This window comes from Giesbergeria sp., assembly GCF_028686475.1.
Classification (GTDB): domain Bacteria; phylum Pseudomonadota; class Gammaproteobacteria; order Burkholderiales; family Burkholderiaceae_C; genus Simplicispira.
Genome location: NZ_JAQUCA010000001.1, coordinates 184,402 through 199,573, shown reverse-complemented (window position 1 = coordinate 199,573; position 15,172 = coordinate 184,402). Strand labels below are relative to the sequence as shown.

The following is a 15,172-nucleotide window of genomic DNA, read 5'->3' as shown; positions in this document are numbered from 1 at the left end:
ATACCCATCACCGCGCCAACACCGGAAACAGTTTTACCAAACCCAAGGCCATTACCTCTACCGACAATGCCGCCAAAATCAGGCCCATGATGCGCGTCATTACATTGATGCCGGTTTGCCCCAAAACTCTGGCAATCGGTTGTGCCAGCGAGAAGCATACATAGGTGGCGGCAGCAATCACCACACCGTAAGCTACCAAGGCCGCGTGTTGCCAGAGCGTTTGTGCCCGGTCGGCATAAATCACCACAGTGGACATCGTGGCAGGCCCAGTGAGCAACGGAATGGTCAGTGGCACTACCGCAATGCTGGCCCCAGCGGCTGCCTTTTCTGCCCCGGCCTCCAATTCATTGGCATGGGGTTTGGCCTCGGCAGGTTGGGCATTGAGCATGTTCATGGCACTGCTCAACAACAACAAACCACCGCCTACCTGAAAGCTTTGCAACGAGATGCTGAAAAACTCCAGAATTTGGAGTCCCAACAAAGCGCAAGTTGCAATCACGCAAAATACACTGAATGCCGCCACCTGAATGGTACGCTTGCGCTGTGATACTGAAAACCCGTGGGTGTAGTGGATAAAGAATGGCACGATAGCCAAGGGATTGACCACAAACAACAGGGTAAAAAGTGGCTTCAAATCCATGTGCGCTCCTGACAGGGCGGGATTGCTCCATTCTGGAGCCGTGGAAGCGCAAGCTTAGAGAGCAACATGCTGCTTTTATAAAACATAGTGCAACCTATCAGTATCTTGGATTGGGGCATCGGTATGTTGGAATTTTTTATTGTTTTTTTGACTTAGAACAGAAAGTCTCTATTTATGCACAGTGAATGGATTAGCTTAGAAGCAGCCAACGGGTTCCACTGCCCCGCTTGGCAGGCCAAGCCCACCGGCACCCCCCATGCTGCGGTAGTAGTGTTGCAAGAAATTTTTGGCGTGAACCCCCATATCCGCGCTGTCACTGAACGTTTTGCGGCCCGAGGTTATTTAGCCATAGCACCTGCATTGTTTGCTCGTGTGCAAGCCGATGTCGATTTAGGCTATAGCCCCACCGACATGCAAACCGGCATAGCCCTGAAAACGGCAGCCGAGCAACTGCCCGGCACGGGCATTTTGGTCGACATCCAAGCCGCCATTGACCATGCCGCCGCCCACAGTGGGCGCAAGGTGGGGGTGGTGGGTTTTTGCTGGGGTGGGTTGATGGCGTGGCAGGCTGCTGCTCAATTGCAGGGACTATCGGCGGCGGTCAGTTATTACGGTGGCGGTATCACTACTTCGGCAGAAATGGCACGCCAACCCCATTGTCCGGTACTGGCCCATTTTGCGCGCCAAGACCACTGGATTCCGATGGAGGGGGTGCAAGCCTTTGCCGCCGCCCATCCCGAGGTGCAATCGCATGTCTATGATGCCCAGCATGGCTTTAACTGTGACCAGCGCAGTGCCTATGACGAAGCCGCTGCCGTGGCAGCACGCAACCGCACCTTAACTTTTTTCAGCCAGCATTTGGCCTAAAAAAACAAATGCCCCTGCGCGCCAAAGGCAGCAGGGACATGGGATAGCAAAAAAAGGAAGAATCAGCCGCGCGCTTGGGCCAACAAAGTGGCGGCATCACTGACGGCCAGTTTGCCACCTTCTTCTACATTCAGCTGCACTACCTTGCCGTCCTTGACCAGCATCGAGTAGCGGTTGCTACGCAGGCCCAAGCCCTTGCCAGTCAAATCCAGCGTCAGGCCGGTGGCTTTGGCAAAGGTGGCATCGCCATCGGCCAGCATCCGCACGGCACCAGCGGTTTTTTGCTCACGCGCCCAAGCGCCCATGACAAAGGCATCGTTGACGGCCACGCACCAAATTTCATCCACGCCAGCGGCTTTGAAGTCTGCCGCATGGGCGACAAAACCGGGCACATGCTGCGCCGAACAGGTGGGGGTAAAAGCACCGGGCACGGCAAAAATGGCAATCGTCTTGCCGGTGGTGGCTGGTTGCACCTCCACGGGGTTGGGGCCGAGGCTACAGCCGTTGCCTTCCACTTCGATGAATTCCATCAGGGTGGCGGCGGGCAGGGTGTCTCCAACTTTAATCATGCAATGCTCCAAAAAAAGAAAAACGACCCACATTGTGGGTCGTTTTGGGCAGCTATGCTGGCTGGTGGGCGCTTAGGCTTACAGCAAACCAGCCTTTTTCACCAAGCGGGTAGCAACCCAGTTCTTGGTCTTAGACAGTGGACGGCTTTCGGTGATTTCAATCACGTCGCCCAGCTTGTACTCACCGTTCTCATCATGGGCGTGGTACTTGCTCGATTTGGTCACGATTTTGCCGTACAGCTCATGCTTGACAGCACGTTCTACCAATACGGTCACGGTCTTGGTACGCTTGTCGCTGACCACCTTGCCAACCAAGGTGCGCTTGATGGATGTTTTAGCTTCCGTCATGTGGGCTCCTTACTTGGCGGCTTGCTTTTCAGCAAGAATGGTTTTGGCGCGGGCGATGGCACGGCGTGTAACGCTCAGGGTGCCTGTGTTGCCCAGCTGTTGGGTGGCCTTTTGCATACGCAGGCCGAAATGGGCTTTTTGCAAAGCCTTGATTTCTTCCTTGATGCCGGCGACGTCTTTTTGGCGCAGTTCAGCAGTATTCATATCAGTTTCTCCTGAAATCACTGGCCAACCATGCGTGCCACAAACGTGGTACGCAAGGGCAGCTTGGCAGCTGCCAGACGGAAGGCTTCGCGGGCGAGTTCTTCGGGCACACCGACGATCTCGAACACAATCTTGCCGGGCTGGATTTCGGCCACGTAGTACTCAGGGTTGCCCTTACCGTTACCCATACGCACTTCGGCGGGCTTGGTGGAAATGGGCTTGTCTGGAAACACGCGAATCCAGATGCGGCCACCACGCTTGACGTGGCGGGAAATCGCACGGCGTGCAGCTTCCAGTTGGCGCGCGGTCAGGCGGCCACGGTCGGTACACTTGAGGCCGAAGTCGCCAAAGGCGACGCTGTTACCACGGGTGGCTACACCCGTGTTACGGCCTTTTTGCTCCTTGCGGTATTTGCGGCGAGCAGGTTGCAGCATGTTTTATTCTCCTTTTCCGTCCGCTGCTGTAGCGGGCGCGTCTGCTTTACGAACGCGCTTAACGGCATCGGCACCAGCACCGGCGGGTTTGTCGCTGCCATCGGCAGGGGCGGCATTGCTACCGGTAGGGCGGCGGCCACCACGGCCTGCACCGGCACGGTCGCCACCGGGGCGGCCATCACGGCGGGGACCACGTGGGCGGCGCTCTTCGTCGGGGCGCGGGGTTTCTACGGCGGGCAGATCGTTGCGGCCCAAGGTATCACCCTTATAGACCCAGACTTTCACACCAATGATACCGTAGGTGGTTTTGGCTTCCGAAGTGCCGTAATCAATATCGGCGCGCAGGGTGTGCAGTGGCACACGGCCTTCACGGTACCATTCGCAACGGGCGATTTCGATACCGTTGAGACGGCCCGACGACATGATCTTGATGCCCAGAGCGCCCAAACGCATCGCGTTTTGCATGGCGCGCTTCATGGCACGGCGGAACATGATACGCTTTTCGAGCTGCTGGGTGATGCTGTCAGCAATCAGTTTGGCATCGATTTCGGGCTTACGCACTTCTTCGATGTTGACTGCCACTGGCACGCCCAAGCGAACGGCGAGTTCCTTCTTCAGGTTCTCGATGTCTTCGCCCTTCTTGCCGATGACCACGCCCGGACGTGCCGAGTAAATGGTGATGCGGGCATTTTTGGCAGGGCGCTCGATCAGGATGCGCGAAACCGACGCGTTTTTGAGCTTGGCCTTGAGGTACTCGCGCACCTTGATGTCTTCGGCCAGCATACCGGCGAAGTCACGGTTGCTGGCGTACCAGCGGCTTGCCCAGTTACGGCTGACCGCCAAGCGGAAGCCGGTAGGATGGATTTTCTGTCCCATAGTCTTCCTTGGCCTCAGTTGCCAACCGTCACGTACACATGGCACGTGGGTTTGCTGATGCGGTTGCCGCGGCCTTTGGCGCGCGCGGTAAAGCGCTTGAGCGTGGTGCCTTGTTCGACGTAGATGGTTTTTACCTTCAATTCGTCGATGTCAGCGCCATCGTTGTGTTCTGCATTGGCGATAGCCGATTCCAGCACCTTCTTGACAATGCCAGCAGCTTTTTTCTGCGTAAATGTCAGGATGTTCAGGGCTTGATCTACTTTTTTGCCACGAATCAGATCGGCGACCAGGCGGCCTTTGTCAACCGACAGACGAACGCCCCGGAGGACTGCACGTGTTTCAGACATGGTCGTTCCTTACTTCTTCGCTTTTTTATCAGCGGGGTGACCCTTGAAGGTGCGCGTCAGGGCGAATTCGCCCAGCTTGTGGCCCACCATCTGGTCGGTAACATAGACCGGCACGTGTTGTTTGCCGTTGTGTACGGCAATGGTCAGACCGATGAAATCGGGCAAAACCATAGAACGACGCGACCAGGTCTTCACTGGCTTCTTGTCTTTGGTGGCAATGGCTTTTTCAACCTTGGCCAACAAATGATGGTCAACAAACGGACCCTTTTTGAGAGAGCGAGTCATTTGCTACCCCTTACTTCTTACGACGCGACACAATCATGCCTTGTGTGCGCTTGTTGTTGCGGGTGCGATAACCCTTGGTCAGATTACCCCAAGGATCGACAGCATGACGGCCTTCACCGGTACGGCCTTCACCACCACCGTGGGGGTGATCGACCGGGTTCATGGCCACGCCACGCACGGTTGGGCGAATGCCCATCCAGCGCTTGACACCGGCTTTGCCCAGTTGGCGCAGGCTGTGTTCTTCGTTGGCCACTTCACCAATGGTAGCGCGGCATTCGATGTGAATTTTGCGTACCTCACCCGAGCGCATACGCACTTGGGCATAGGTGGTTTCGCGCGCCAGCAGGGTAGCGGAGGCACCAGCCGAACGGGCGATTTGGGCACCAGCACCGGGCTTGAGCTCGATGCAGTGGATGGTCGAACCGACGGGGATGTTGCGGATGGGCAGGGTGTTGCCAGCGCGGATAGGCGCTTCGGAACCGGACATCAGCGTGCTGCCGACTTCCAGGCCACGCGGGGCGATGATGTAACGACGTTCGCCGTCGGCATAGCACACCAAAGCGATGTGGGCCGTGCGGTTGGGGTCGTACTCGATGCGCTCGACCTTGGCGGCAATGCCGTCTTTGTTGCGCTTGAAGTCCACCACGCGGTAGTGGTGCTTGTGACCACCGCCCTTGTGGCGTGTCGTGATGTGACCATTGTTGTTACGGCCAGCTTTTTGGTGCTGGGGTTCCAACAGGGGGGCGTAGCCCTCACCCTTGTGCAGGTGGTCACGGGTAACCTTCACCACAGCACGTTGGCCGGGCGAGGTGGGTTTCATTTTAATGACTGCCATGATTAAGCGGCCTCCCCGGACAGGTTCAGCTCTTGACCGGGCTTGAGCGTCACATAGGCTTTACGCACGTTGTCACGGCGGCCTACGGTTTTGCCAAAACGCTTGGTCTTGCCTTTGGTATTGACCACAGACACGCCCTTGACCTCGACCTTGAACATCAATTCCACAGCGGCCTTGATTTCAGTCTTGGTGGCGGTTTGCAGCACCTTGAACGTCACAGCATTGGACTTTTCTGCAACCATAGTGGCCTTTTCGGACACGATGGGAGCAACCAGCACCTGCATCAGACGACCTTCGTCAAACTTGGGGCTACTCATGCGAACATCTCCTGGAGTTTTTCGATGGCGCCCTTGGTGACGATGACCTTCTTGTAGTGCACCAGCGACACGGGATCGGCGTAACGCGGCTCGACCACGAGCACGTTGACCAGATTGCGCGAAGCCAGATACAGGTTTTCGTCCACTTCCTCGGCAATCACCATCACGGATTGCAGGTTCATGGCCTTGAACTTGTCGGCCAGCACCTTGGTCTTGGGTGATTCGAGCTTGAGCGAGTCCACCACAGCCAGACGGCCTTCGCGGGCCAACTGCGAGAAGATGGTGGCCATGCCCACGCGGTACATCTTCTTGTTGATTTTCTGGGTGAAGTTTTCGTCGGGCATGTTCGGGAAAATCCGACCGCCCCCACGCCACAGCGGCGAGGATGTCATACCGGCACGCGCGTTGCCAGTGCCCTTTTGCTTAAAGGGCTTCTTGGTGGAGTGGCGCACCTGTTGGCGGTCTTTTTGGGCGCGGGTGCCCTGACGGCCATTGGCACGATAAGCCACGACAATTTGGTGTACCAGATCTTCGTTGTACGGACGATCAAATACGGTCTCGGGGACATCCAGCTTGGATGCGCCTTGGCCTTGGTCATTCAGGAGTTCGAGCTGCATTAGTTCGCTCCTTTGGCAGCGGTGGCCTTGACAGCGGGACGCACAGTCACGAACCCACCCTTAGAGCCGGGGATAGCGCCCTTGATCAAGAGCAATTGACGCGCTTCGTCGATGCGGATGACATCGAGGTTTTGCGTGGTTTTGGTGACATCACCGAGGTGACCGGTCATGCGCTTACCGGGGAACACGCGACCGGGGTCTTGTGCCATACCGATAGAACCAGGCACGTTGTGCGAACGGCTGTTACCGTGCGACGCGCGTTGCGAGGCCATGTTGTGGCGCTTGATGGTACCGGCGTAGCCCTTACCAATGGAAGTGCCTTGCACGTCCACTTTCTGGCCTACGGTAAACACATCAGTGACCGGCACAGCGACACCGGCGGCATACTTGCCAGCGGTTTCAGCGGTAACGCGGAATTCTTTGATGATTTCACCGGCTTCGACACCGGCTTTGGCCAAGTGGCCAGCTTCTGGCTTGGTGACACGCGAAGCTTTACGCGCGCCGAAAGTGACTTGCAAAGCCACATAGCCATCGTTCTCTTGGGTTTTAACCTGGGTCACGCGGTTGTTAGACACATCTACCACTGTGACGGGCACTGCGTCCCCATCATCAGTGAACAGACGCATCATGCCCACCTTGCGGCCCAGCAACCCCAGGGAGTTGCTCAGACTCATTTGTTTCTCCAAAACTTCCACCGCCGCGACTTCAATTGGCCAGGGCGTTGCACACAAGTGCATGAAAGACGGTTGATAAAACTCCGCCCTTAGCGCAATGCCAAGGGCGAAGCCATAAAGTATAGCGCGAACTGCCTTTGCAAGCAAGTTCGCGTTGGGGTTTTACCTATTTGGTGCGTGTGGCACCCAAGATAAAGGGCTTATTGCAGCTTGATTTCGACATCCACGCCAGCGGGCAGGTCGAGCTTCATCAGCGCGTCCACGGTCTTGTCGGTAGGATCGACAATGTCCATCAGGCGTTGGTGGGTGCGGATTTCAAACTGGTCGCGGCTGGTCTTGTTGACGTGGGGCGAACGCAGAATGTCGAAACGCTTCATGCGTGTCGGCAGAGGCACGGGGCCCTTGACGATAGCACCGGTGCGCTTGGCGGTGTCAACGATTTCGGCGGCAGACTGGTCGATCAGTTTGTAATCGAAAGCCTTCAGGCGGATACGAATCTTTTGCTTGGACATGGTTATTTTCCTTGTGCTTGCAATGATTAGGCAATGATTTTGGCAACCACGCCAGCACCGACGGTACGGCCACCTTCGCGGATAGCGAAACGCAGACCTTCTTCCATCGCGATGGGGTTGATCAGCTTGACGGTGATCGACACGTTATCGCCAGGCATCACCATTTCTTTGCCTTCGGGCAGTTCGATGGCACCGGTCACGTCCGTGGTACGGAAGTAGAACTGGGGACGGTAGTTGTTGAAGAAGGGGGTGTGGCGGCCGCCTTCGTCCTTGCTCAACACGTACACTTCAGCGGTGAAGTGGGTGTGGGGCTTGATAGAACCGGGCTTGCACAGCACTTGGCCGCGCTCGACATCTTCGCGCTTGGTGCCGCGCAGCAACAAACCAACGTTGTCGCCTGCTTGACCTTGGTCGAGCAGCTTGCGGAACATTTCCACGCCGGTGCAGGTGGTCTTGACGGTGTCGCGGATACCCACGATTTCGATTTCTTCGCCGACTTTCACCACGCCGCGCTCGATACGGCCAGTCACCACGGTGCCACGGCCAGAGATGGAGAACACGTCTTCTACGGGCATCAGGAAAGCGCCATCGACAGCGCGCTCGGGCGTGGGGATGTAGGTGTCCAGGGCTTCGGCCAGCTTCATGATGGCTTCTTCACCCAGAGGACCCTTGTCGCCTTCCAAGGCCAGCTTGGCGGAACCACGGATGATGGGGGTATCGTCGCCGGGGAAGTTGTATTTGTCCAACAACTCGCGCACTTCCATTTCGACCAGTTCGAGCAACTCTTCGTCGTCTACCATGTCGCACTTGTTCAGGAAGACGATGATGTAAGGCACGCCCACTTGGCGGGCCAACAGGATGTGTTCGCGGGTTTGGGGCATGGGGCCGTCAGCGGCGGAACAAACCAAGATAGCGCCGTCCATTTGGGCTGCGCCGGTAATCATGTTCTTGACGTAGTCGGCGTGACCGGGGCAGTCCACGTGGGCGTAGTGGCGGCCAGAGGTTTCGTACTCAACGTGGGCGGTGTTGATGGTGATGCCGCGTGCCTTTTCTTCGGGGGCTGCGTCGATTTGGTCGTAAGCCTTGGCTTCGCCGCCAAACTTGGCCGACAACACGGTAGCAATGGCTGCCGTCAGGGTTGTCTTGCCGTGGTCCACGTGACCGATGGTGCCCACGTTGACGTGGGGCTTGGTGCGTTCAAACTTACCTTTTGCCATTTTTCAATTCTCCAAAGAGCAATGCCTGTGTGCGGGTTTAACGTCTGCATCCGATTGCTGAATCTTCCCGCACAGGACAACGGGAGGGCATCGAATCGCAGATTGCAAAAAACTTTGCGGAGCTTGTTCAGAGGGGACAGAGCAGCCAAGCTGGCCCCGTCCCCAAGGGCTTATTTAGAGCGGGCAGCCATGATGGCTTCAGACACGTTGCGCGGTGCTTCGCTGTAGTGCTTGAATTCCATCGAGTAGGTGGCGCGGCCTTGGGTCGCCGAGCGCAGCGTGGTGGAGTAGCCGAACATTTCGGACAGCGGAACTTCAGCACGGATGGCTTTGCCGCCGCCCGGGATGTCGTCCATGCCTTGCACCATACCGCGACGGCTGGACAAGTCGCCCATCACGTTGCCGGCGTAGTCTTCGGGGGTTTCCACTTCCACGGCCATCATGGGTTCCAAGATGACAGGGTTGGCCTTGCGGCAACCTTCCTTGAAGCCGAAGATGGCGGCCATCTTGAACGCCAGTTCGTTCGAGTCCACATCGTGGTACGAACCGAAGTGCAGCGTGACCTTGACATCGACCACGGGGTAGTTGGCCAACACGCCTTGCGTGACGGCTTCGTTGATACCCTTTTCCACCGCTGGGATGAATTCGCGGGGCACCACACCACCCTTGATGGCGTCGATGAACTCAATGCCCTTGCCGGGTTCATTGGGTTCAATCTTGAGCACGACGTGACCGTACTGGCCCTTACCACCGGACTGGCGCACGAACTTGCCTTCGGCTTCTTCGATGGTCTTGCGGATGGTTTCGCGGTAGGCCACTTGCGGCTTGCCGACGTTGGCTTCTACGCCGAACTCGCGCTTCATGCGGTCCACGATGATTTCCAAGTGCAGCTCGCCCATGCCGGAAATGATGGTTTGGCCCGATTCTTCGTCGGTACGCACGCGGAAGGAGGGGTCTTCAGCGGCCAAGCGTTGCAGGGCGATGCCCATTTTTTCTTGGTCGGCCTTGGTCTTGGGTTCGACAGCCTGCGAAATCACCGGCTCGGGGAACACCATGCGCTCCAGCACGATGGGCGAGCCGATGTCGCACAGGGTTTCGCCGGTGGTGACATCTTTCAGGCCCACGCAAGCGGCGATGTCACCGGCGCGGATTTCTTCAACTTCCTGGCGCTCGTTGGCATGCATCTGCACGATACGGCCAATACGCTCTTTCTTGCCCTTGACCGAGTTATACACGGTATCGCCCTTGGTCAGGACACCGGAATAAACGCGCACAAAAGTCAGCTGGCCGACGAAGGGGTCGGTCATGAGCTTGAAGGCCAAGGCGGAGAACTTCTCGCCATCATCGGCCTTGCGGGTGATGGGGGCTTCGTCTTCGTCGGTACCAGCTACATCAGGGATGTCGGTGGGCGCGGGCAGGAAGTCCAGCACGGCATCCAACATGCGCTGCACACCCTTGTTCTTGAACGCGGTGCCGCACAGCATGGGCTGGATTTCGCAGGCGATGGTGCGCTGACGGATACCACTGATGATTTCTGCTTCGGACAAGCTGCCTTCTTCGAGGTACTTGTTCATCAGCTCTTCGGAAGATTCGGCAGCGGCTTCCACCATCTTTTCATGCCACTCGTTGCAGACATCCACCAAGTCGGCGGGAATGTCGCGGTACTCGAACTTCATGCCTTGCGAGGCTTCGTCCCAGTAGATGGCCTTCATCTTGATCAAATCGACCACGCCTTCGAACTTGTCTTCAGAGCCAATCGGCACCACGATAGGCACCGGGCTGGCCTTCAGGCGCAGCTTCATGCCTTCGACAACCTTGAAGAAGTTGGCACCGGTGCGGTCCATCTTGTTGACAAAGGCCAGACGCGGCACTTTGTGCTTGTTGGCTTGGCGCCACACGGTTTCGGATTGGGGCTGCACGCCACCCACAGCGCAGTACACCATCACGGCGCCGTCCAGCACGCGCATGGAGCGCTCCACCTCGATGGTGAAGTCCACGTGGCCGGGGGTGTCAATGATGTTGATGCGGTGTTCAGGGCGCGACAGGTCCATGCCTTTCCAGAAGCAGGTCACTGCCGAGGAGGTGATGGTGATGCCACGCTCTTGCTCTTGTTCCATCCAGTCGGTGGTGGCGGCGCCGTCATGCACTTCGCCCAGCTTGTGGGTCACGCCGGTGTAGAACAGGATACGTTCGGAGGTGGTGGTTTTACCGGCGTCAATGTGGGCCGAGATACCGATGTTGCGGTAGCGCTCAATAGGGGTCTTGCGAGCCATGATGAATCCTTGATGGGGACGTTTTTACAGGGAAATCAGGCCACACATGGTTGCATCGCAGCCCGAAAATTTTGTGACTGCCTCAACCAGAACAAGGCTGCGGACAAAAATGCCAGCAGCCTTGTGTGTTGACCGAGACGTCAGGTCAATGGTTTAGAAGCGGAAGTGGCTGAAAGCCTTGTTGGCTTCGGCCATGCGGTGAACTTCGTCACGCTTTTTCATGGCACCGCCACGGCCTTCGGTGGCTTCGAGCAGTTCGTTGGCCAGACGTTGGGCCATCGACTTTTCACCACGCTTGCGGGCCGCTTCTTTGATCCAGCGCATCGACAGGGCCAGACGGCGTACGGGACGCACTTCGACTGGAACTTGGTAGTTGGCACCACCGACGCGGCGGGATTTGACTTCGACCAGCGGCTTGACGTTGTTGATGGCAACCACGAAGGCTTCCAGCGGGTCTTTGTCGGGGTTCTTCTTCTCGATCAGTTCCAGGGCACCATAAATGATGCGCTCAGCAACTGCCTTTTTGCCGCCTTCCATGATCACGTTCATGAATTTGGACAGCTCTACATTACCGAACTTTGGATCCGGCAGAATTTCACGTTTGGGGACTTCGCGACGACGTGGCATTTTGCACCTCTAAATTTGCTTCAGTTGGCATCTTTTCAGATACCGCGAGAGCCAATCAGGACTCCCACTTACTCGACCCACGCAAAACATTTGCGCTTGGGGTCACTCTGTTTGGACGTCTGCCAGACGCACAAACACCGATTGTTTTTGGCAAGGGCCAGGCTTATTTGGCCTTAGGCTTCTTGGCACCGTACTTGGAGCGCGATTGCTTGCGGTCTTTCACGCCTTGCAAGTCGAGCGAACCGCGCACGATGTGGTAACGCACACCGGGCAAGTCCTTGACACGACCGCCGCGCACCAGCACCACGCTGTGCTCTTGCAGGTTGTGGCCTTCACCGCCGATGTAGGAGATGACCTCAAAACCGTTGGTCAGGCGCACCTTGGCAACCTTACGCAAAGCGGAGTTAGGCTTCTTGGGGGTCGTGGTGTACACACGAGTGCAAACACCGCGACGTTGTGGCGAGTTTTCCATCGCCGGGCTCTTGGATTTGGTCTGTTCGACCTCGCGCCCGTGACGCACGAGCTGGTTAATCGTTGGCATGAATGTCGTCCCTAAACGTAAAACGAAAACGTGAATCCCTTCGGAATTTCCGAAAAGCCTTCCAATGTAGCAGCCTCGCGCCCAGAAGGCAAGCAAAAAACCTTGCCCACTGCTGGCCGCTGCTTATTTAATCCACAGACGGATGGCATCCCAAGCACGCCCCAGCACGCCAGCTTGCTCTACGCCATCGAGGGCCAGCAGCGGTACTTCGCGCACGGTTTGCTCGCCTAGCAAGACTTTGAGGGTGCCTACTTCTTGGCCTTTGCTCAGTGGGGCCATCAGGCGGTCTTGGTGCGAAATTTGGGTACTGATTTTGCCAGAGTTGCCCGAAGGTACCGCCACCACAATGCCTTCAGGGCGGCCCATCTTGACGCTGTTGCTCGTGCCTTTCCAGACGGTGGGTGTGGCCACGGCCTGGTTAGCGTCAAACAGTTTTACAGCATCGTAGGCGGTGTAACCCCAGTTGAGCAGCTTTTGGCTTTCGTTGGCGCGCGCGTTTTCGCTGCTGGTGCCCAAAACGATAGAGACAAAGCGGCGCTGGCCGACGTTGGGAAAATCGCGCTTGGCGGTAGCCACCAAGCAGTAACCGGCGGCGTTGGTGTGGCCGGTTTTCAGGCCATCGACAGTCGGGTCACGGAACAGCAACAGGTTGCGGTTGTTGCTGTTGGAGGCGGGCGTGCCTTCGTAGCGGTACTGTTTGGTGGAGTAGTAATGCAGATGCTCGGGGAAGTCGCCCATCAGGCGCGTGGCCAGGATGCTCAGGTCACGCGCGGTGGTTAAGTGGCCGGGTTCGGTCAGGCCCTCGGGGTTTTTGTAGCTGGTGTTGTTCATGCCCAGGGCTTTGGCCTGTTCATTCATCAAGCGTACAAAATTTTCTGCCGTGCCGCCTACGCCTTCGGCCAGTGCCATCGTGGCATCGTTGCCCGATTGGATAATCATGCCTTTGAGTAAATCATCGACCGGCACCTGCATTTTGGGGTCAATGAACATGCGTGAGCCGGGCATTTTCCAAGCGCGCTCACTCACCGGCAATTTTTGTTGCAAGGTAATTTTTTTGGCGCGCAGGGCATCAAACACCAAATAAGCCGTCATGAGCTTGGTGAGGGAGGCTTGCTCGATTTGTGCGTCCACGTCTTTGGCCGCCAGCACTTGGTTGGAGGTGACATCGACCAGCATGTAGTTGCGCGCGGCAATTTCGGGCGGTTGTGGGGTGGGGATTTGTGCCAGCAGCGCGACGGGGGCCAGCGCAGCGGCCAAGGCCAAAGAGCGCAGTGTATTGAGCAAGGGTTTCATAAGGCGGGTGGGGAAATTCAAAGAAAAATGGCCCACGCCAAGGCGGGCCAAACCAAGCCAGCGCGGGCAGCGTCCTCAGGGGTGGCTGTGCAGGTGGCGTACCACCAAGTTTTTTAACAGCCCCAATTGTCCGTGAAAGAAATGACCGCCACCCGGCACCACCGTGACGGGCAAGGTTTGGGGGCGCGCCCAGTCCATCACCGTGGACAGGGGCACGGTATCGTCACGTTCACCGTGAACAATCAGGGTGCGCGCATGGGCTTCTGGCGCAATTGGGGCCACGGCAAAGCGGCTGGTGGCGGTGCCCACCAACACAATTTGCTCAATTGGGCGCTGCGGCCACAAAGCCGCCAAGGCATGGCTGGTGACAAAAGCGCCAAAAGAAAACCCAGCCAAGGCGATGGGGCCATCGGGGGCGACTTGCTGCACCACGGCGAGAAAATCTTGCGCTTCGGCGTCGCCGTGGTCATGCGTGCCAGCGCTTTGGCCCACTCCCCGAAAGTTAAAGCGCACCGCCGTCCAGCCGCAATGCACAAAGGCGCGCGCCAGCGTTTGCACCACTTTGTTGTCCATCGTGCCGCCAAACAGCGGGTGCGGGTGCGCGATGATGGCCACGCCGCGCGGGGTTTGTCCGGCGGCCAGGTGGGCAGGGTCACGCAGGGCTTGGATGGCACCGGCTGTGCCTTGCAGGGTCAGGCGTTCAGTATGGGCGTTCATTTGGAATCGGTTCGGCTAAGTACTCTATCGGGTAACTGGAAAGGCAAGGATTCATCAAACAGCGATGTTTTGACGGAGCCATTTTTGCCATACTCTTGGATGGCTTGGGCGATAAAAGTTCCCAAATTGACTGGAACCGCATTGCCAATCATCTGTTCCAAATTGGTTTTGGTGCCTGAAAATTGAAAATTTGGGGGGAAGGTTTGCAGATAGCTGCGCTCAATGGTAGTTAAAGGCCGCACTTGATTCAAATCAATGTTTTTTGGATCGCAACTGTTGATTTTATAACCCTTTGGAATAGGCCGATTGACACCGCGCACCGTAGGGCTAGGCTCATCAATGGTAAAAATTCCGCGTCGGTTGTAATTTCTGGGATGGCGATAATAAAATTCTAGCCCCAAACTATCGCCCAAATAATCTCGGATGGTCATGGGCTGGTTGGCTAAATTTTGCTGCAAAATGCCGTGGAGCTGCTGGTGCGCGGCGTGCAGTTGGCCAATCAAGAAAAAACGGGTTCTGGATTGCGGTACGCCACAAAAAGAGGCGTTCAAAATAACCGCCGTTAATCCATAGCCCGATTGTTTAAATTGTTCAACCACTTCGGCAAGGATATGGCTTTTTTTGATTTGCTCTATATTTTCCATCACAAACCATTCGGGCTGGGTGGCACAAACGATGTTGGCAAAATGGTAGGTTAAATCTGCCCGCCCTTGGGTAATATCACGTTTTCCGGCACTAGAAAAATCTTGGCAAGGCGGGCCACCCATGATGAGGTTTGGCTGGTAAGCTCGAATCTTGTCGATAGCTTCTGCCTCGTTGGACAGGTCTTGCTGAAAAATCGGGTGGGCAAAATTTTGCCGATACACCTCGATGGCGGGCTGCCAGTATTCAAAGGCGGCGGCCACCTCGAAGCCTGCTTTTTCAAAGCCCAAGGAAAGACCACCGCAACCGGCAAACACGTCCACGCATTTCATGCGGC

The 15,172-nt window shown here is 56.9% G+C and carries 21 protein-coding genes; 1 reads left to right on the top strand and 20 read right to left on the bottom strand.

All coding sequences use genetic code 11. The features are described 5' to 3' along the window. Nucleotides 1–7: 7 nt before the first annotated feature. Nucleotides 8–640, bottom strand: a complete 633-nt coding sequence (locus PHX60_RS00945; RefSeq protein WP_300073383.1) for a MarC family protein — start codon at nucleotides 638–640, stop codon at nucleotides 8–10. A 174-nt stretch (nucleotides 641–814) separates the two neighbouring features. On the opposite strand from PHX60_RS00945, the gene PHX60_RS00940 reads away from it, so the two are divergent. After that, nucleotides 815–1,507 carry a dienelactone hydrolase family protein gene (locus PHX60_RS00940; protein ID WP_300073380.1) on the top strand — a complete coding sequence of 231 codons (693 nt, stop codon included), beginning with the start codon at nucleotides 815–817 and terminating at the stop codon, nucleotides 1,505–1,507. Between the two features lie 62 nt (nucleotides 1,508–1,569). Here the strand turns inward: PHX60_RS00940 and PHX60_RS00935 are convergent, their stop codons facing one another. From PHX60_RS00935 to PHX60_RS00845, 19 genes are all read right to left on the bottom strand, one after another. Further along, a complete protein-coding gene (locus PHX60_RS00935) occupies nucleotides 1,570–2,076 on the bottom strand; it encodes a peroxiredoxin (RefSeq protein WP_300073377.1) in 507 nt (168 codons plus the stop codon). A 78-nt stretch (nucleotides 2,077–2,154) separates the two neighbouring features. Beyond that, nucleotides 2,155–2,424 carry a 30S ribosomal protein S17 gene (gene rpsQ, locus PHX60_RS00930; RefSeq protein WP_300073374.1) on the bottom strand — a complete coding sequence of 90 codons (270 nt, stop codon included), beginning with the start codon at nucleotides 2,422–2,424 and terminating at the stop codon, nucleotides 2,155–2,157. A 9-nt stretch (nucleotides 2,425–2,433) separates the two neighbouring features. Next, a complete protein-coding gene (rpmC, locus tag PHX60_RS00925) occupies nucleotides 2,434–2,628 on the bottom strand; it encodes a 50S ribosomal protein L29 (RefSeq protein WP_091459087.1) in 195 nt (64 codons plus the stop codon). A 17-nt stretch (nucleotides 2,629–2,645) separates the two neighbouring features. Further along, the gene (rplP, locus tag PHX60_RS00920) at nucleotides 2,646–3,062 is read right to left on the bottom strand and encodes a 50S ribosomal protein L16 (protein WP_091459085.1); all 417 of its coding nucleotides are present in this window, start codon (nucleotides 3,060–3,062) and stop codon (nucleotides 2,646–2,648) included. A gap of 3 nt (nucleotides 3,063–3,065) precedes the next feature. Further along, a complete protein-coding gene (gene rpsC, locus PHX60_RS00915) occupies nucleotides 3,066–3,938 on the bottom strand; it encodes a 30S ribosomal protein S3 (protein ID WP_300073368.1) in 873 nt (290 codons plus the stop codon). A 14-nt stretch (nucleotides 3,939–3,952) separates the two neighbouring features. Beyond that, nucleotides 3,953–4,285, bottom strand: a complete 333-nt coding sequence (gene rplV / locus PHX60_RS00910) for a 50S ribosomal protein L22 (RefSeq protein WP_005796970.1) — start codon at nucleotides 4,283–4,285, stop codon at nucleotides 3,953–3,955. A gap of 9 nt (nucleotides 4,286–4,294) precedes the next feature. Next, nucleotides 4,295–4,570, bottom strand: a complete 276-nt coding sequence (gene rpsS / locus PHX60_RS00905; protein ID WP_024001800.1) for a 30S ribosomal protein S19 — start codon at nucleotides 4,568–4,570, stop codon at nucleotides 4,295–4,297. 10 nt (nucleotides 4,571–4,580) lie between these two features. Beyond that, nucleotides 4,581–5,405 carry a 50S ribosomal protein L2 gene (gene rplB, locus PHX60_RS00900; RefSeq protein ID WP_091459081.1) on the bottom strand — a complete coding sequence of 275 codons (825 nt, stop codon included), beginning with the start codon at nucleotides 5,403–5,405 and terminating at the stop codon, nucleotides 4,581–4,583. Between the two features lie 2 nt (nucleotides 5,406–5,407). Next, nucleotides 5,408–5,722, bottom strand: a complete 315-nt coding sequence (rplW, locus tag PHX60_RS00895) for a 50S ribosomal protein L23 (RefSeq protein WP_300073358.1) — start codon at nucleotides 5,720–5,722, stop codon at nucleotides 5,408–5,410. Further along, nucleotides 5,719–6,339, bottom strand: coding sequence for a 50S ribosomal protein L4 (gene rplD, locus PHX60_RS00890; RefSeq protein WP_300073355.1), 621 nt, complete (start codon nucleotides 6,337–6,339; stop codon nucleotides 5,719–5,721). The genes rplW and rplD overlap by 4 nt, the downstream gene beginning before the upstream one ends. Continuing rightward, nucleotides 6,339–7,013 (bottom strand): 50S ribosomal protein L3, encoded by a 675-nt coding sequence (gene rplC, locus PHX60_RS00885; RefSeq protein ID WP_300073352.1) that lies wholly within the window; start codon nucleotides 7,011–7,013, stop codon nucleotides 6,339–6,341. The genes rplD and rplC overlap by 1 nt, the downstream gene beginning before the upstream one ends. A 200-nt stretch (nucleotides 7,014–7,213) precedes the next feature. Further along, nucleotides 7,214–7,525 (bottom strand): 30S ribosomal protein S10, encoded by a 312-nt coding sequence (rpsJ, locus tag PHX60_RS00880; protein WP_003059431.1) that lies wholly within the window; start codon nucleotides 7,523–7,525, stop codon nucleotides 7,214–7,216. A 26-nt stretch (nucleotides 7,526–7,551) separates the two neighbouring features. After that, complete coding sequence (gene tuf / locus PHX60_RS00875) at nucleotides 7,552–8,742, bottom strand: elongation factor Tu (protein WP_300073339.1); 1,191 nt, start codon at nucleotides 8,740–8,742, stop codon at nucleotides 7,552–7,554. Between the two features lie 170 nt (nucleotides 8,743–8,912). Further along, nucleotides 8,913–11,015, bottom strand: coding sequence for an elongation factor G (gene fusA, locus PHX60_RS00870; RefSeq protein ID WP_300073336.1), 2,103 nt, complete (start codon nucleotides 11,013–11,015; stop codon nucleotides 8,913–8,915). A 153-nt stretch (nucleotides 11,016–11,168) separates the two neighbouring features. Beyond that, nucleotides 11,169–11,642, bottom strand: coding sequence for a 30S ribosomal protein S7 (gene rpsG, locus PHX60_RS00865; protein WP_091458297.1), 474 nt, complete (start codon nucleotides 11,640–11,642; stop codon nucleotides 11,169–11,171). 163 nt (nucleotides 11,643–11,805) lie between these two features. Then, nucleotides 11,806–12,183: a 30S ribosomal protein S12 gene (gene rpsL, locus PHX60_RS00860; protein WP_291065059.1), complete on the bottom strand. Its 378-nt coding sequence runs from the start codon at nucleotides 12,181–12,183 to the stop codon at nucleotides 11,806–11,808. 123 nt (nucleotides 12,184–12,306) lie between these two features. Next, the gene (locus PHX60_RS00855; protein ID WP_300073328.1) at nucleotides 12,307–13,476 is read right to left on the bottom strand and encodes a D-alanyl-D-alanine carboxypeptidase family protein; all 1,170 of its coding nucleotides are present in this window, start codon (nucleotides 13,474–13,476) and stop codon (nucleotides 12,307–12,309) included. 75 nt (nucleotides 13,477–13,551) lie between these two features. Further along, complete coding sequence (locus tag PHX60_RS00850) at nucleotides 13,552–14,193, bottom strand: alpha/beta fold hydrolase (protein WP_300073325.1); 642 nt, start codon at nucleotides 14,191–14,193, stop codon at nucleotides 13,552–13,554. Continuing rightward, a complete protein-coding gene (locus tag PHX60_RS00845) occupies nucleotides 14,190–15,167 on the bottom strand; it encodes a DNA cytosine methyltransferase (protein ID WP_300073322.1) in 978 nt (325 codons plus the stop codon). The genes PHX60_RS00850 and PHX60_RS00845 overlap by 4 nt, the downstream gene beginning before the upstream one ends. Nucleotides 15,168–15,172: the final 5 nt, after the last annotated feature.

What these genes read in the sequence shown, in the direction of transcription:
- rplC (WP_300073352.1), bottom strand. Translation starts at nt 7,013, where the DNA reads ATGAGTCTGAGCAACTCCCTGGGGTTGCTGGGCCGCAAGGTGGGCATG.
- PHX60_RS00850 (WP_300073325.1), bottom strand. Translation starts at nt 14,193, where the DNA reads ATGAACGCCCATACTGAACGCCTGACCCTGCAAGGCACAGCCGGTGCC.
- rpsJ (WP_003059431.1), bottom strand. Translation starts at nt 7,525, where the DNA reads ATGTCCAAGCAAAAGATTCGTATCCGCCTGAAGGCTTTCGATTACAAA.
- rpsQ (WP_300073374.1), bottom strand. Translation starts at nt 2,424, where the DNA reads ATGACGGAAGCTAAAACATCCATCAAGCGCACCTTGGTTGGCAAGGTG.
- rpsC (WP_300073368.1), bottom strand. Translation starts at nt 3,938, where the DNA reads ATGGGACAGAAAATCCATCCTACCGGCTTCCGCTTGGCGGTCAGCCGT.
- PHX60_RS00845 (WP_300073322.1), bottom strand. Translation starts at nt 15,167, where the DNA reads ATGAAATGCGTGGACGTGTTTGCCGGTTGCGGTGGTCTTTCCTTGGGC.
- rpsG (WP_091458297.1), bottom strand. Translation starts at nt 11,642, where the DNA reads ATGCCACGTCGTCGCGAAGTCCCCAAACGTGAAATTCTGCCGGATCCA.
- fusA (WP_300073336.1), bottom strand. Translation starts at nt 11,015, where the DNA reads ATGGCTCGCAAGACCCCTATTGAGCGCTACCGCAACATCGGTATCTCG.
- rplV (WP_005796970.1), bottom strand. Translation starts at nt 4,285, where the DNA reads ATGTCTGAAACACGTGCAGTCCTCCGGGGCGTTCGTCTGTCGGTTGAC.
- rpmC (WP_091459087.1), bottom strand. Translation starts at nt 2,628, where the DNA reads ATGAATACTGCTGAACTGCGCCAAAAAGACGTCGCCGGCATCAAGGAA.
- rplP (WP_091459085.1), bottom strand. Translation starts at nt 3,062, where the DNA reads ATGCTGCAACCTGCTCGCCGCAAATACCGCAAGGAGCAAAAAGGCCGT.
- rplW (WP_300073358.1), bottom strand. Translation starts at nt 5,722, where the DNA reads ATGAGTAGCCCCAAGTTTGACGAAGGTCGTCTGATGCAGGTGCTGGTT.
- rplD (WP_300073355.1), bottom strand. Translation starts at nt 6,339, where the DNA reads ATGCAGCTCGAACTCCTGAATGACCAAGGCCAAGGCGCATCCAAGCTG.
- rpsS (WP_024001800.1), bottom strand. Translation starts at nt 4,570, where the DNA reads ATGACTCGCTCTCTCAAAAAGGGTCCGTTTGTTGACCATCATTTGTTG.
- PHX60_RS00855 (WP_300073328.1), bottom strand. Translation starts at nt 13,476, where the DNA reads ATGAAACCCTTGCTCAATACACTGCGCTCTTTGGCCTTGGCCGCTGCG.
- PHX60_RS00945 (WP_300073383.1), bottom strand. Translation starts at nt 640, where the DNA reads ATGGATTTGAAGCCACTTTTTACCCTGTTGTTTGTGGTCAATCCCTTG.
- tuf (WP_300073339.1), bottom strand. Translation starts at nt 8,742, where the DNA reads ATGGCAAAAGGTAAGTTTGAACGCACCAAGCCCCACGTCAACGTGGGC.
- PHX60_RS00940 (WP_300073380.1), top strand. Translation starts at nt 815, where the DNA reads ATGCACAGTGAATGGATTAGCTTAGAAGCAGCCAACGGGTTCCACTGC.
- rplB (WP_091459081.1), bottom strand. Translation starts at nt 5,405, where the DNA reads ATGGCAGTCATTAAAATGAAACCCACCTCGCCCGGCCAACGTGCTGTG.
- rpsL (WP_291065059.1), bottom strand. Translation starts at nt 12,183, where the DNA reads ATGCCAACGATTAACCAGCTCGTGCGTCACGGGCGCGAGGTCGAACAG.
- PHX60_RS00935 (WP_300073377.1), bottom strand. Translation starts at nt 2,076, where the DNA reads ATGATTAAAGTTGGAGACACCCTGCCCGCCGCCACCCTGATGGAATTC.